The sequence below is a fragment of the Sphingobium sp. B11D3B genome, from assembly GCF_025961735.1.
In the GTDB taxonomy this organism is placed as follows: Bacteria; Pseudomonadota; Alphaproteobacteria; order Sphingomonadales; family Sphingomonadaceae; genus Sphingobium.
This window is the reverse complement of the sequence record NZ_JAOQOF010000001.1, coordinates 1930582-1944690: the sequence shown is the minus strand read 5'-3', so window position 1 is coordinate 1944690 and position 14109 is coordinate 1930582. Positions and strand designations below refer to the sequence as shown.

11 protein-coding genes are annotated in these 14109 nt (G+C 64.1%); 9 read left to right on the top strand and 2 right to left on the bottom strand.

Annotation, left to right across the window (positions count from 1 at the left end; genetic code table 11):
* Positions 1-6 precede the first annotated feature (6 nt).
* The 3 genes from M2333_RS09160 to M2333_RS09150 all read left to right on the top strand — a co-directional run bounded on the left by M2333_RS09160 (position 7) and on the right by M2333_RS09150 (position 2589).
* A complete protein-coding gene (locus tag M2333_RS09160; RefSeq protein WP_264611541.1) occupies positions 7-1116 on the top strand; it encodes a 5-methyltetrahydropteroyltriglutamate--homocysteine S-methyltransferase in 1110 nt (369 codons plus the stop codon).
* 179 nt (positions 1117-1295) lie between these two features.
* Positions 1296-1766, top strand: coding sequence for a MarR family winged helix-turn-helix transcriptional regulator (locus M2333_RS09155; protein WP_264611540.1), 471 nt, complete (start codon positions 1296-1298; stop codon positions 1764-1766).
* Positions 1756-2589 carry a p-hydroxycinnamoyl CoA hydratase/lyase gene (locus M2333_RS09150; RefSeq protein WP_181558970.1) on the top strand — a complete coding sequence of 278 codons (834 nt, stop codon included), beginning with the start codon at positions 1756-1758 and terminating at the stop codon, positions 2587-2589. The genes M2333_RS09155 and M2333_RS09150 overlap by 11 nt, the downstream gene beginning before the upstream one ends.
* Before the next feature lie 76 nt (positions 2590-2665).
* Here the strand turns inward: M2333_RS09150 and M2333_RS09145 are convergent, their stop codons facing one another.
* Complete coding sequence (locus M2333_RS09145; RefSeq protein WP_264611539.1) at positions 2666-4159, bottom strand: FAD-dependent oxidoreductase; 1494 nt, start codon at positions 4157-4159, stop codon at positions 2666-2668.
* 105 nt (positions 4160-4264) lie between these two features.
* On the opposite strand from M2333_RS09145, the gene M2333_RS09140 reads away from it, so the two are divergent.
* From M2333_RS09140 to M2333_RS09130, 3 genes are all read left to right on the top strand, one after another.
* Positions 4265-5656, top strand: coding sequence for an FAD-dependent oxidoreductase (locus M2333_RS09140; RefSeq protein WP_264611538.1), 1392 nt, complete (start codon positions 4265-4267; stop codon positions 5654-5656).
* Positions 5657-5660: 4 nt separating this feature from the next.
* On the top strand, positions 5661-6812 hold the full coding sequence (locus M2333_RS09135; RefSeq protein WP_264611537.1) for an FAD-dependent oxidoreductase: 1152 nt from the start codon (positions 5661-5663) through the stop codon (positions 6810-6812).
* 95 nt (positions 6813-6907) lie between these two features.
* A complete protein-coding gene (locus M2333_RS09130) occupies positions 6908-7690 on the top strand; it encodes an IclR family transcriptional regulator (RefSeq protein ID WP_264611536.1) in 783 nt (260 codons plus the stop codon).
* Positions 7691-7736: 46 nt separating this feature from the next.
* On the opposite strand, the gene M2333_RS09125 is transcribed toward M2333_RS09130, so the two are convergent.
* Positions 7737-8849, bottom strand: coding sequence for an amidohydrolase family protein (locus M2333_RS09125; RefSeq protein ID WP_264611535.1), 1113 nt, complete (start codon positions 8847-8849; stop codon positions 7737-7739).
* A gap of 187 nt (positions 8850-9036) precedes the next feature.
* On the opposite strand from M2333_RS09125, the gene M2333_RS09120 reads away from it, so the two are divergent.
* From M2333_RS09120 to M2333_RS09110, 3 genes are read left to right on the top strand one after another with little or no spacing between them, the layout of a single operon-like run.
* The gene (locus M2333_RS09120) at positions 9037-11436 is read left to right on the top strand and encodes a TonB-dependent receptor (protein ID WP_264611534.1); all 2400 of its coding nucleotides are present in this window, start codon (positions 9037-9039) and stop codon (positions 11434-11436) included.
* Positions 11437-11490: 54 nt separating this feature from the next.
* Positions 11491-12450, top strand: coding sequence for a TauD/TfdA dioxygenase family protein (locus M2333_RS09115; RefSeq protein ID WP_264611533.1), 960 nt, complete (start codon positions 11491-11493; stop codon positions 12448-12450).
* Positions 12451-12459: 9 nt separating this feature from the next.
* Positions 12460-14088 carry a thiamine pyrophosphate-requiring protein gene (locus M2333_RS09110; protein WP_264611532.1) on the top strand — a complete coding sequence of 543 codons (1629 nt, stop codon included), beginning with the start codon at positions 12460-12462 and terminating at the stop codon, positions 14086-14088.
* Positions 14089-14109: the final 21 nt, after the last annotated feature.

The window sequence follows — 14109 nt, the reverse complement described above, 5'->3', positions numbered from 1 at the left end:
TTTTGCATGAAGCCAGCGCCGTTCCGAGCCGACCATGTGGGCAGCCTCATCCGCCCGGACTATCTCATCGAAGCCCGGAACAAGAAGGCCGCCGGCGAGCTCAGCGCGGAGGAGCTTCTGACCGTTCAGCAGGACGCCATCCGCGAGGTCGTGGCGCTGCAGGAAGGCGTCGGCCTCAAGTCGATCACCGACGGCGAGTATAATCGCGGCAGCTGGCACACCGACTTCCTGCTCCGCTTCGCCAATGTCGAGCCATGGCAATCCAGCCACCGCACCACCTTCCGCAACGAGCAGGGCACGGTCGAGAGCAAGCCGCATACGGTGCGCATCACCGGCAAGCTCAGCCGCCCCAAGCCGATCTTCGTCGAGGACTTCAAGTTCCTCAAGACGGTGACGAAGGAAACGCCCAAGATCACCATTCCCTCGCCATCGATCATGCATTTTCGCGGCGGGCGCGATGCGATCGATACGCAGGCCTATCCGACGATGGACGCATTCTACGCGGACCTGGCGGCAGTCTATGCCGAGGAGATCGGCGATCTGATCGACGCTGGCTGCCGCTATCTGCAGATCGACGAGACCAACTTCGCTTATCTCTGCGACCCAACCCTGCGCGCGCAGGTGCCGACCAGCATCGGCGAGGACCCGGACGAGCTGCCGCACGTCTATGCCAAGCTGATCAACGCGGCGATCGCCGCCAAGCCGGATGACATGGCGGTCTGCATGCATGTCTGCCGGGGCAACTTCGCGGGCCGCTGGGTGGCCGAAGGTGGCTATGATCCGGTCGCGGACGTCATGTTCAACGAGATGAACATCGACGGCTATTTTCTGGAATATGATTCCGACCGCGCCGGCGGCTTCGAGCCGTTGCGCTTCCTGCCCAAGGGCAAGACCGTGGTGCTGGGCCTCGTCACCACCAAGCGCGGGACGATGGAAAGCCCCGACGAACTCAAGCGGCGGATCGAGGATGCCGCGAAATATGCCGATATCAGTCAGCTCGCTCTGTCCCCGCAATGCGGCTTCTCCAGCGGCATCGGCGGCAACATGATGGACATCGAGCATGAGAAGGCCAAGCTGGAGCTGGTCGTGCGCGTGGCGGAAGACGTCTGGGGCTGAGCCGCCGCGCGCCACGCATCATATGATCTTGTGCAGGGCGGCATCGGTTGGTGCCGCCCTTTTGCATGCGGTGTGGCGAAGGCGAAGCCGATTGACAGTCAGCGGGATAATTATCAAGAAGCTTTATATAAAGTAAATTGTCAATTTGAACGGCCGGAGGTCGGCGGGAGAGGGGGAGCATGAGCGGGCAGTCTCGATCCGATGAAGTCAGGCCGCAGCGGCTGCTCTATCTGCTCAAGCGCGGCTACACGGCGGGCAAGCTGGAACTTGACGATGTGGTGCGGGCGCACGGGCTGACGACGAGCGATTTCACGATCCTCTCTTTCCTCAAGCGCCTCGCGCCCTGCTCGGCGGCGGATCTTGCGCGGATTCAGCGCGTGACGCCACAGGCCGCGACCCAGCAACTCGCTCAATTGCGCGAGAAGAACCTCATCACCAGCGAGACGAGCGAACTCAATCGCCGCATCTCGCTCATCAGCCTGACGCCCGAGGGGCAGGCACGGTTTGAAGCCGTCAATGCCGATGCGCGGCGGCTGGAAGAGCAACTCACGGCCGGGCTGGCGGAGCAAGAGCGCAAGACATTGCTCGATCTGCTCAGCCGTCTGGTCGTGTCCATGGAAGCGAAAGGACAATCCATCGATGACAAGTGAACACACTTATGAGGCCGTGAAGGTCACGCTGGATGACGGCATCGCCTGGGTGTCGCTCAACCGCCCCGCCAAGCGCAATGCGATGAACCCCACGATTAACCGCGAGATGTGGCAGGTGCTCGATGAGCTGGAGGTGCGGGATGATGTGGGTGTGGTCGTGCTCACCGGCGAGGGGGAAGCGTTCTCCGCCGGCATGGACCTCAAGGAATATTTTCGCGAGACCGAGGGCGAATCCGCCATCGTGCAGTCCCGCTTCCGGCGCGCCGCGACGGACTGGATGTGGCGGCGGCTGACGCATTATCCCAAGGCGACCATCGCCATGGTCAACGGCTGGTGCTTCGGCGGAGCGTTTACGCCGCTGGTGGCGTGCGATCTGGCGATTGCGGCCGACGAAGCGACTTTTGGCCTGTCCGAGATCAACTGGGGGATCATCCCGGCCGGCAACGTCACGCGCGCTGTGGCACAGGTGATGAACCATCGCGACAGCCTCTATTACATCATGACCGGTGACCCGTTCGATGGGCGCAAGGCAGCGGAGATGGGGCTGGTCAACCGCTCGGTGCCGCTGGCCGATCTGCGGGCGGAAACCGAGGCGCTGGCGCGTAAGCTGCTCTCCAAGAACCCGACTATCCTGCGCCACGCCAAGTCCGCGTTCAAATATGTTGAGCGGCTGGATTGGGACACGTCCGAGGCGATGCTCGGCGCGATGGCGGCGACGGCGGCGGGTCAGGATACCGAGCGTGGGCGCCGCAAGGGGATGACGCAGTTTCTGGACGAAAAGTCCTTCAAACCCGGCCTGGGCGGGTATCGCCGCGAGGACTGATCGGTCCTCGGGTTGAGTGACCGAAGCTTGTCCACCCGCGTCCCCTGTCTTGGGCAGTGGACGCGGGGCACACAATTCAATCCATCAGGACGTTGAGGCCGCGACTGGCCAGGGTTTCCCGCACCTGCTGCACCCGGACCTTGCTCCGGTCCAGATTCATGCCGCCTTCGCTCAGCAGTGCGCGCACCGTATCCGTATCGACCTGACGCGGCGGAACGCCGTCTCGCACTGCCACGGCGGCGGCCACACCCGCGGCCTCACCCATGGCGATGCACTCGGGCATCAACCGCACGCGCTGATGGGCCTCATTATCGAATGAGACGGTCTTGCCCGCGACCAGCAGGTTCTCGATGCCTTGCGGGAGCAGGCAGCGGTAGGGCAGGCCGAGCACGACGACGGAGATCGGCATTTCGGTGAGGTCGTGACCCTTGCCGCCCTCGCTGCCATCGGGCTTGTGGCGCACCCAGCCTTTCACATTCGGGCCGCGATAGACCTTGAGCGCGATCTCATCGGCAAAGGTGGCGCCGTCGAAGATGTCGTCGCGGGTGAGCGTGTAATCGCCGACGATCCGGCGGCTGTCCCGCACGCCGATCTGCGGTGCCATGTCGATCAGGAAGGCATCTTCCATGCCGGGAATGCGCTTGACGAACGGCAGGAAATCCCGCGCGCGGCGGCGACCTTCCACCTCCGCGCCGGTGAGGTCGGCGGCGTCGGTGGGATCGCGATTGAGCACCTGCACGGCGTAGAGATAGCCGATGCCATGGCGCAGATTGGCCGGTGTAGCACCAAAGATCGAGATGTGATGGCCGAATGTGCCGGGTAGGGCACCTTCTTCCTTGCCCTGGGCCACCAGCGACTTCCAGCCGGTCAGGTGGACATATTGGGCACCATCGAGTGGATTGGCGGGCGTACCCCACAGCTTGGAGAAATCGTCCGGGTTCGCGCGGGCGTGAGCCTGCATCCGCTCCCAGTCGACGCCGCCCATGCGGCACAGCATCATCATGGGCTGTGGGTCTTCGCGCGGATGCATGGCGACGCCGGCGCGCGCGGCGACATCGGCATCGCCGCTGGCATCAATGATGACATCGGCGAGAATGGCCTGCCGGCCGGATTTGTTCTCGATGATGACGCCCTTGAGTGCATCCCCCTCACGGATCGCGTCGACGACATTGGTGTTGAGCAGGAGATCGACGCCGGCTTCCACCAGCATGTCGAGCACCACCAGCTTGAGCATCTCGGGATCGTAAGCGAGGTTGAAATATTCCGGCAGGAAGGTCTCTGCCGCAGCATCATGCGCGGCGAGGCGCTGCTGCATCTCGCGCAAAATGCCGCTGATATTCTCGCAACTGAGGAATTCAGTGACGAACGACATCGGCCCGGTGCCGCCGACAACGGCGTTGCGCTCGATCAGCAGCACTTCCGCGCCATTGCGTGCGGCGCGGATCGCCGCTGGGTATCCCCCCGCGCCGGCACCGACCACCAGAACCTGCGTGCGCCGTGCCACCGGGATCTCCCGTGCAGCCTCGGTGATGGTTTCCCGTGCGGTGGGAGCCCCGAATCTTTTCTCCATCTAAAAATAATATAGTTATATGGTTTGCGTCGCAAGCCGCTATCTGGTCTTGCAAAGAATATTATAGTTAGATAGTTCGCCTCAGCCGAGACCGAGGGGTATTACATGACAGCCGTGGACGAGCAGGACTGGATCGAGGAGCAGCCGCAAGGGCTGCCGGTGGTTGACCGGGCCGCAGTACTGGTCTGCGGCGGAGGCGCCGGCGGCGTCGCTGCAGCGGTCGCCGCAGCCCGCAATGGCGCCGACGTTCTGATGATCGAGCGGGATACAACCTTGGGCGGCACCGGGCCGCGCTCGTTCGTCACGGAATATCATCAAGCCTTCTTCACCGGCGGGATCATGAAAGAGGTGATCGAGCGGCTACGCGCCAATGGCGGCGCCGATCCGGACCTGGAGGACGGGCATTTCGCCGTGCCGTTCGACCCCGAAATCCTCAAATTTGTCCTCGCCGAACTGGTGGAGGAAGCCGGCGTGCGTGTGCTGCCGCAGACCTGGGTCACCGATGCGATCGTCGAGGATGGCGCTGTGCGCGGCGTTGTCATTGAGAACAAGGCCGGGCGGCAGGCCGTGCTGGCAGACGTGGTGATTGACGCGACCGGCGATGCCGACGTTGCGGCCCGGGCCGGAGCGCCGATGCAAGAGTATAATCACCCGCAGCCGATGGTCATGCTCTTCCAGATCGGCGGGGTGGATTATCGCCACAGTCAGGATCGCAAGGGCCGCACCGAGATGGTGAAGTCAGCCAAGGCTGCAGGCGTTCTGCTGGACGACGTCTATCTCGACAACTTTTCCAATTTCGGCATCGCGCCTTCCACCCGGGCCGGGCAGATGGGTTACATCTACGGCGTCCGTGTGCTGCACCGCGACCCTTATGATGCCGACGAGCTGACCGATGCCGAGGTCCGCGCCCGGCAGGGCGTGCGCGCGTTCATGCCGTTCCTGCGCACTGTGCCGGGATTCGAGGAGGCCTATCTCATCAAGGCAGCGCCGATGATCGGGGTGCGCGATTCCCGGCGTATCTTGGGCGATTACACGCTCACGCGCGACGACATATTGGAAGGCCTCTTCCACGCGGACGACATCTTCAAGCGCTATCACCGTCTGCCGGACACGCTCGGCTTCGTGCGTCACCCCTCGGATGGCAGCGAAACGACGGCGGCCTTTCGCGAGCGGCTGGCTAACGCCAAGATGGTCACGTCGGTGTTCGGCGTGCCCTTAGGCTGCCTGATGCCGCAGGGCATCGAGAATCTTCTGGTTGCCGGCAAGACCGTGTCGATGAGCTATGAGGCCCATTCGCGCTGTCGGCAGATCCCTGACTGCATGGCCTTCGGTCAGGCGGCGGGCACGGCGGCTGCGCTGGCTTGCCGGGACGGGGTGGCGCTGCGTGAGGTCGCCATCGATGAATTGCAGGCGCTGCTGATCGCGCAGGGCCAGAACCTGGCCGATGGTGCGATCGATATCAGCAAAGCCAAGATCCACAATATGGTGCGGGATTAAGCGGATGAGCACGACGATCATGGAACGCACAGCTGGCGCGACGCGCGGTGAGATCATGCTGCCGGGCCGCCGAACCCCGGTCTATCGCGCGGTCGACGTGCTGGTGTGCGGCGGCGGATTGTCCGGCGTGGCGGCGGCTGTGGCGGCGGCGAGGGATGGGGCGCGCACGCTGCTGGTGGAGCGCAACGTCGTACTGGGCGGCAATGGCCCCTTGTCCTTCGATATCGCCCTCACGCTCGCAGAACAGGGCATCGCGGCCGAGTTGGTCAGCCGGCTGGAGCGAAACGGCGATGCCGGGCCGGACCTTCTCGGCGATGGTCTGGTTCATGATGCCGAGGCGCTCAAATATGCGCTGCTCGATCTCGCGCAGGAGGCGGGGGTGCAACTGCTGCTCTCCAGCTGGGCGGCCGATCCCATTGTGGAAAAGGGAGTCGTGCGGGGCGCGATGGTCGAAAACAAGTCCGGGCGCTTCGCTGTGCCGGCCGGCGTGGTCATCGACGCCACCGGCGATGGCGAACTGGCGATGCGGGCGGGCGCTGCCATGCGCGTGCTGGACGAGCCCGCCACCATCGCCATGAATTACCGGATCGGCGGCGTCGCGTTCGATGCGGTGCTGGCCGGACAAGCGACATGGCCTGCCCGCCTCGCCGAAGCGAAGGCCTCTGGCCTGCTATCGCCCGATCAGCCGGACCGACTTGTGCTCTATGGGGTGACGTCAGCGGGGCGGGACAGGGGCGTGGCCTATGTGCGCGGGCCTTCCATGCAGGTTGATGGGGCGACCAGCGTCGCGCAACTAGGCGCGCAGGAGGCGCGGGCGCGGACATTGATCCGCGAGATTCTGCCGTTCCTGCGGACCCTGCCTGGACTGGAAGCGAGCTTTCTGATCGACGTCGCCGGTGCCATGCAGGCCGCGCGCCTTCGCCATGTCGTGGGCGGGCATGTGCTGGGCGCTGAGGATGCGCCCCTAAAGGAGGATAGCGTGCTCATCGACGCGGCACTGCGCCCCCGCGAGTTGAGCGGGCTGTTCGTCACCGGGCGGGCTGTCTCTGCCGATCCGCGCGCCTGGGCCGCGCTGGGCACGGGCGGATCGTTACAGCTCGGCGAGCGAGCAGGCGCGCTTGCGCTTGCGCATCTGGCAGCGCGGTCCGTTGCCTGATCGCCGCAGAACTCGGCAATGGCGTCAGCGCTGAAGATTTCGTAGAAGATGCTCCCCCGGCAGCGCGGGGTGTGGGGCGGAGCGTCTTCTTTTTCATGGATCCATCGACCAACACCGATCGCGGCTCTGGCGCCCGCATGATTGCCCTGCTCAAACTGATCGGCGAAAGCGACGGCGATTGTGCGCTCAAGGATCTTGCCGCGGGCACGGGAATGCCGGCGAGCAGCGTGCATCGGCTGTTGCAGATGCTGATCCGCGGCGGGTTGGTGGAGCGGGGTGACGGCACATCCTATCGGGCCGGGCGCGAACTGTTCAGGCTGTCCGCCAACATCTTGAGCCGCAGCCATTATGTCGCGGCGGTGCGCCCGTTCCTCCGCACCCTGTGGGCGGGCTGGCAGGAGACGGCGGTATTCTGCACCTATGATGCCCCCCATCACCGCGCCATCGTCTCCGAGCGAATCCTCACGCCGCACACGCTGCGTCATGTGCTGGAGCCCTATACCGATCTTTCGCTGACCTGGGGGTCGCTAGGCCGTGCCATTCTCGCCCATCTGGAGGCGGAGGATTTGGCGGCGGCGCTGGCGCAGAGCCCGGTGGGGCCTTTGACCGGCGCCCCAACGCCGCCGCCCGAGGTGCTGGTGGAGGAACTGGCCGCCATTCGGGAGCGGGGCTGCGCGATCTTCTACAGTCAGGAGGCCGATGTCGCGGGCATCGCGGCGGCGGTTTTCCGCAGTGGCAATGCGGTGATCGGGTCGATCGGCCTTACGATGCCGGCCAAGCGCTTCGGCACGATGGACCGCGAGCGCATGGCGAGCGACGTTTTGGCGGCGGCGCGCACGCTCAGCGCTACCTTCGGCCACGCATCCGCCGAGGCCTGACGTCCGCTCTGCCGGGGCCGGGGCGGGTCGTCAGGGTTAGGCGGGATCAGGCTGGCGGGAGGTGGAAGACCTGCGCGGCATTGCGATGGCAGACCGCCTCGCGTTCCTCTCCGTCCAGCGGCGCGTGGTTGATGAAGGTGACGGAGGGCTCCATCTCCTCATAGGGATAGTCGATCGCCCAGAGCACGCGGTCCACACCCAGTACGTCGATCGCGTAGCGCAAGGCCGGGCCATGCTCTACGCCGCTGGTGGTGATGTACACGTTGCGCTTCATGACTTCGGAGGGCTTGAGCTTGCTGCCATAGGCATCGCGCCGGCGCTCGAACCAATGGTCCGTGCGCCACAGGTGAAACGGGATGTTTTCACCCATATGGCCAATCACGATCTTGAGGTTGGGCAGCTTGTCGAACACACCGCTGAGGATCAGCCGCATGGCATGGGTGCCCGTTTCGGCAGCATAGCCCCAGATCGCCGATTGCAGGCGATGATCGCGGAACGGCTCAGCCATGCCGTCTGACGGGCAGCGGGGATGGATGTAAATTGGCCGGTCGAGCGCGGCGGCGGCCTCCAGGATCGGCATGAACTTGGGATCGTCCAGATACTCGTTATCGGTGTGCGAGTTCACGATGAAGCCGCTGAAACCCAGCTTATTGACGGCGCGCTCCATTTCCTTGGCAGCCCGGGCCGGGTCTTGCGGCGCGAAGGATGCAAGGCCGGCGAAGCGCTTCGGGTGGGCGCGGACCACTTCGGCTAGGCGATCATTGGCAAGCTCGGCCATGGCGACGGCCTGATCGGCGCGGAACATCTGCACGCCCGGCGAGGTGAGCGAAAGGATCTGCATGTCGACGCCGAGGCGGTCCATTTCCGCGAGCCGCTCCGTCACGTCGCGCAAGCGGCGGGTGAGGCGGTCCGGTCCGCGAGAACCAAGTGGGTTAATCAGCTGCGCGTCCAGATTGGGCCATGTTCCGGTGGCAAGGGCGGCCAGCGCGTCCTGATGCTCGGCAATCGTCCAAGCTTCCTCCACGGCAATCCGTCGCGCGGGTGCGGCGGCTGGGGGCGGCCGCATCGTGCGCGCCGCTGCGGTGCCGGTCATTGCGCTCATGGCGCCGCCGGCGGCGAGTCCGCCCGCCAAAAGCTGCCGTCGATCGAACTCTGCCATTCATCCCTCCTCGTTTTTCTGAGGCGGAAGCTACGGCGGTGTGGCAACAAGTCAAGCCGAAAATTCCAATATACGGAACAAGACTTCTGCAATATGGAATAAATTTGACATGCACGCCGAGCGTCGCCATGGTCCCGCCCGATAACAGCCCGAGGCACGGGCGTTCTGACATTGGAGGAGAGCGATGATGAATAAGGCCAATCTTTTGTTGCAGGCCGCGAGCGCACTGGCGCTAAGCGCCGCAACCCTGGCGACACCCGCCATGGCGCAGGATGCCCCCGTTCCCCAGCAAAGCGCTCCCCAGCAGGCCGATGCGGATGACATCGTGGTGACCGCACAGTTCCGTTCGCAGCGTCTGCAGGATGCGCCGCTCGCCATCACTGCCGTCTCCGGCGACATGCTGGAAGCGCGCAGCCAAACGAGCATCGCTCAGGTTGCCGCACAGGCACCCAACGTCAATCTCGCCGAAGCGCCAGCCACCTACGGCCCATCGATCCAGGCGTTCATTCGCGGCGTCGGCCAGTCGGATTCGACGTTCGCACTGGAGCCGGGCGTCGGCCTCTATGTCGATGACGTCTATTACTCGACGCTGCAGGGCTCGATGCTCGATCTGCTGGACCTCGACCGGGTGGAAATTCTGCGCGGGCCGCAGGGTACGCTTGCGGGGCAGAACTCGATCGGCGGCGCGATCAAGCTCTATTCCAAGAAGCCGGACGGCTCGGGCGGCGGCTATGTCCAGGCAACCTACGGTAGCTTCAACCGCACCGAGGTGCGCGGCGGCCTGAACCTGACCGTGGTGCCCGATCAGCTCTTCCTGCGCGTCTCCGGCGCTGGCGTGAAGAAGGACGGCTACGTCACGCGCTACGATTACCGCTGCACCCACCCGACTTCGCCGGTGCGGACCTTCGCGATTTCCGACAATTGCAAGCTCGGCACCGAGGGCGGCAAATCCTATGTCGCCGGCCGCGGTACGTTGCGCTGGACGCCTAATGACGCGGTCGACATTTCGATCATCGGCGACATCACCCGTGATGACAGCGAGTCCGCGCCCTCCACACTGCTCTATGTCGGCACGCTGACGGGGCCGGGGTCGAGCGCGACTGCCCCTTATGTCATCGACGGCGTCCGCTATGGTACGGCCACCGGCTCGCCCTTCATCAGCTATTCCCCTTACGGCAATTTCGCGCAGGATACGTTCACGACCAGCCCGTTCGTGAGCTATGAGAATTATCTCAACTATGCCCCGCGCGATGGCACGGCGCCTTATGCAGCCCCCGCCCGTAACTCGCTCGATACCTGGGGGCTTTCCGGCAACATCACCATCGATGTCGGCGATCTGAGCATCACCTCGATCACGGCTTATCGCAGCTACAATTCGGTGTTCACATCGGCCGAGTCCTCGCCGATCAACATCGCGCTGACGGCCAATGACGTGAACCACAATCAGTTCAGCCAGGAACTGCGCGCCAGCGGTGCGATCGGTACGCTGCTGAACTATACGGTGGGCGGTTATTATTTCGAGGGCACCAGCGACGGCGGCTCGCGTGTCCAGCTTCCCACGCTGGAATTCCGCCAGAACGACCATGTCGAATCCCAGACCATCGCTGCCTTCGCCAATGCCGAACTGCATCTGACCGAGAAGCTGACGCTGATCGGCGGCCTGCGCTATACGGACATTACCAAGAGCTTCCAATATGCGCGCAAGGGCAATCCGGGGAACATCTACGGCGGCAATGCGCCGCCGTCGCTTGCCCCGCTCGATGGGCTGGTGCGGACGTTCAAGGGCGATCGTCTCGATTATCGCGGTGTCATCCAGTATCGCTGGACGCCCGACTTCATGACCTATGCGCAGATCGCGACGGGCTTCAAGAGTGGCGGCGCCAACCCGCGGCCGTTCTTCCCGGCGCAGGCGCTGACGCACGATCCCGAGACGCTGACCGCCTATGAGGTCGGCTTCAAGAGCGACCTGTTCGACCGGCTGCTGCGCCTGAATGTCTCCGGCTTCCTCAACAAGTATAACGACATTCTGGTCAGCGTCTCGACCTGCCCGACGGTGCCGGCCGCGCCCTGCGCATTGCCGCTCAACGCCGGCAAGGCGGATGTGAAGGGCTTCGAGGTCGAGGCGACGCTGCGCCCGGTTCGCGGCCTGCTGATCGATGCCTCGCTCGGCTATCTGGACTTCGACTACAAGTCGATTTCCGCCATCGGCCAGAGCGCTGGCATCACGCTCGATATGGACGCGCCCTTCGTGCAGGAATGGCGCTGGAGCGTCGGCGGGCAGTACAAGATCGAGCTGGGTGATGCCGGCTCCCTAACCCCGCGCATCGACGTGAATTCGCAGAGCCCCTATTTCTCGACGGCGATCAACCGCGCGCCGTTCAACCAGGTGGAGGGGCGTACGATCGTGAATGCGCGCCTCACGTATCGCGATGTGGCCGAGGATTGGCAGCTCTCGCTGGAAGTCACCAACCTCACCGACCGGCTCTATTATGACGGCCTGTTCGACAATCGCGGATCGACCCAGTCCATCCAGGGGCGCCCGGCGCGTCCGCGGGAATGGGCTGTCACCATCAAGCGCAATTTCTGATAGATGATGACCCCGGCCGGTCTTGCGCCGGGGTCTTGGAAGAGGAGCTTCGAGATGAACATCCAGGTGTCTCACAAAGGGCAGGCCGCCGATCAAGCGGCCGGCACGATCGTGGCGGGTTTGCCCATGCCCGAGTTCAAGCGGATCACCGTCGAGCCGATCTCCGGCGCGTGCGGCTGCGAGATCAGCGGTGTAGACCTGCGTGCGCCGCTGGATGACGAGACGCTCGCTGAAGTCATGAAGGCGTTCGAGCATTTTCTGGTCATCGTGTTCCGCGATCAGGATCTCACGCCCGAGCAGCACAAGGCGTTCACCCGCTACTTCGGCCCGATCACCGAGCTGCCGCAGGCGCCGACCTATGGCGAGCATCAGGACATGCAGGAAGTGCGCCGCGAAGCGCATGAGCCGGAGAACGTGGTTCCCTCGTTCGAGCATTTCCACACGGACAGCCCGTTCCTGCTGCAGCCGCCGCTCTGCGTGGTGATGCGCGCGCTGGAAGTGCCCAAGTTCGGTGGCGATACCGCCTTCTCGAACGGCTATCTCGTCTATGAGCATCTCTCCGATGCCATGAAGGAACTGCTTGACGGGCTCGAGGTCGTTTACTCAGGCAAGGAAATCTGGGCGCGCAACGAGAAGCTGCCGCCGGAGAAGCGCCTGCGCCTGCGTGAATCGCACGGTTTCAGCGAAGATGAGCTGGAGAATATCCACCCGGCGGTGCGCGTTCACCCGGTGACTGGCCGCAAGGCCCTGTTCGCGACGACAGCCTATTTCAAGCGCTTCGTTGGCTGGACGGAGGCGGAGAGTCAGGCGCTGCTCGGCTATCTCCAGAGCCTTGCCCAGCACCTGCATTATCATTGCCGCGTGAAATGGAAGAAGGACACATTGATTGTCTGGGACAATCGTTTCTTGCTTCATCGTGGCGTCCATGATTTCAAGTACGAACGTCGGCATCTCATTCGCACGACGGTCATGGGCGAGAGGCCGATCGGCCCGAAAGGCCCCAGGAAGGATTGAAATTACCCCATGAAAGTCAGTGCTGCCATCGCCAACATCCTCAAGCGTGAGGGTGTAGACGTCATTTTCGGTTATCCGCGCAACGCCGTGCTGGAGGATGCCGCCGCAATCGGCATCCGCCCGGTCATCGTCCGCCAGGAGCGGACGGGCGTTCACATGGCCGATGCGCTGTCCCGCCTGACGCGGGGCAAGCGCATGGGCGTGTTCGCCATGCAACATGGGCCGGGGACGGAAAATGCCTATGGCGGGGTAGCACAGGCTTACTCCGAATCCGTGCCCGTGTTGGTGCTGCCGCAGGGCTATGCCCGCCGCATCGCCTTCGTGCCGGACAATTTCAATGCCAGCATCTCGATGCGGGATGTGACCAAGCATGCCGAGCCGATCACGGTTGCAGCAGAAACGCAGAACATCATGCGCCGCGCCTTCACGCAGCTGCGCAATGGCCGTCTGCGCCCTGTGCTGGTCGAGATGCCCTGGGACGTGCTGGGCGAAGAAATCGACGCGCCCGAGAGCTATCAGCCGGTTGTCACCACCCGCTATGCGCCCGAGCCAGACGCGGTGAAGCGAGCAGCCGAGGCGCTGGTCGCCGCCAAGCGCCCGGTGATCTACGCCGGGCAGGGCGTGCACTGGGCCGAGGCCTATGAGGAACTGAAGGCGCTGGCCGAGTTGTTGGCCATCCCGGTTTCCACAAGCCTTGAGGGCAAGAGCGCGTTCGACGAGACGCACCCGCTGGCGCTCGGTTCGGGCGGCGCGGCTATTTCGGGCCAATTGCGGCATTTCCTCGATGAGGCGGACCTCATCTTCGGCATCGGCTGCAGCTTCAGCGAGACGGCGTTCGGCGTGAAGATGCCGCAGGGCAAGCGGGTCATCCATTCGACGCTCGATCCGGCTGACTTCAACAAGAATGTGCCCTGCGAGATGGCGCTGGCCGGTGATGCCAAGCTGACGCTCGGGATGCTGCTCGAGGCGTGCCGCGCGCTGGTGTCAGCGCCACGCGACGCCGGGCCGGTGGCCGCGGAAATCGCCAAGGTCGAGAAGGAGTGGTTGGCGAACTGGCTGCCGCTGCTCGAGAGCGACGATGCGCCGATCAGCCCCTACCGCGTGCTCTGGGATCTTCAGAAGACGGTGGATGTCGCTAATACCATCATCACCCATGATGCCGGCAGCCCGCGCGATCAGCTGACGCCTTACTGGAAGTCGATCACGCCGCTCAGCTATATCGGCTGGGGCAAGTCCACGCAGCTTGGCTACGGCCTTGGCCTCGCCATGGGCGCCAAGCTCGCCTGCCCGGACAAGCTGTGCATCAATGTGTGGGGTGATGCCGCCATCGGCTTTACCGGCATGGACTTCGAGACGGCGGTGCGCGAGCGCCTGCCGATCCTGTCAATCCTGCTCAACAATGAGGCGATGGCCATCGAACTGCCGGTGATGCCGGTCGCGACCGAGCGCTTCCGGGCGACGGACATTTCCGGCCATTATGCCGATTTCGCCAAGGCGCTCGGCGGCCATGGCGAGCGCGTCACGCGTCCGGAAGAGATCGTCCCGGCCATTCATCGCGCGCTGGCTGCGATCGAGGCGGGGCAACCGGCGCTGATCGAATTCATAACCGCGAAGGAAACGCGCGCTTCGCGACTATAAAAGCGGGCGACCATAACCGGG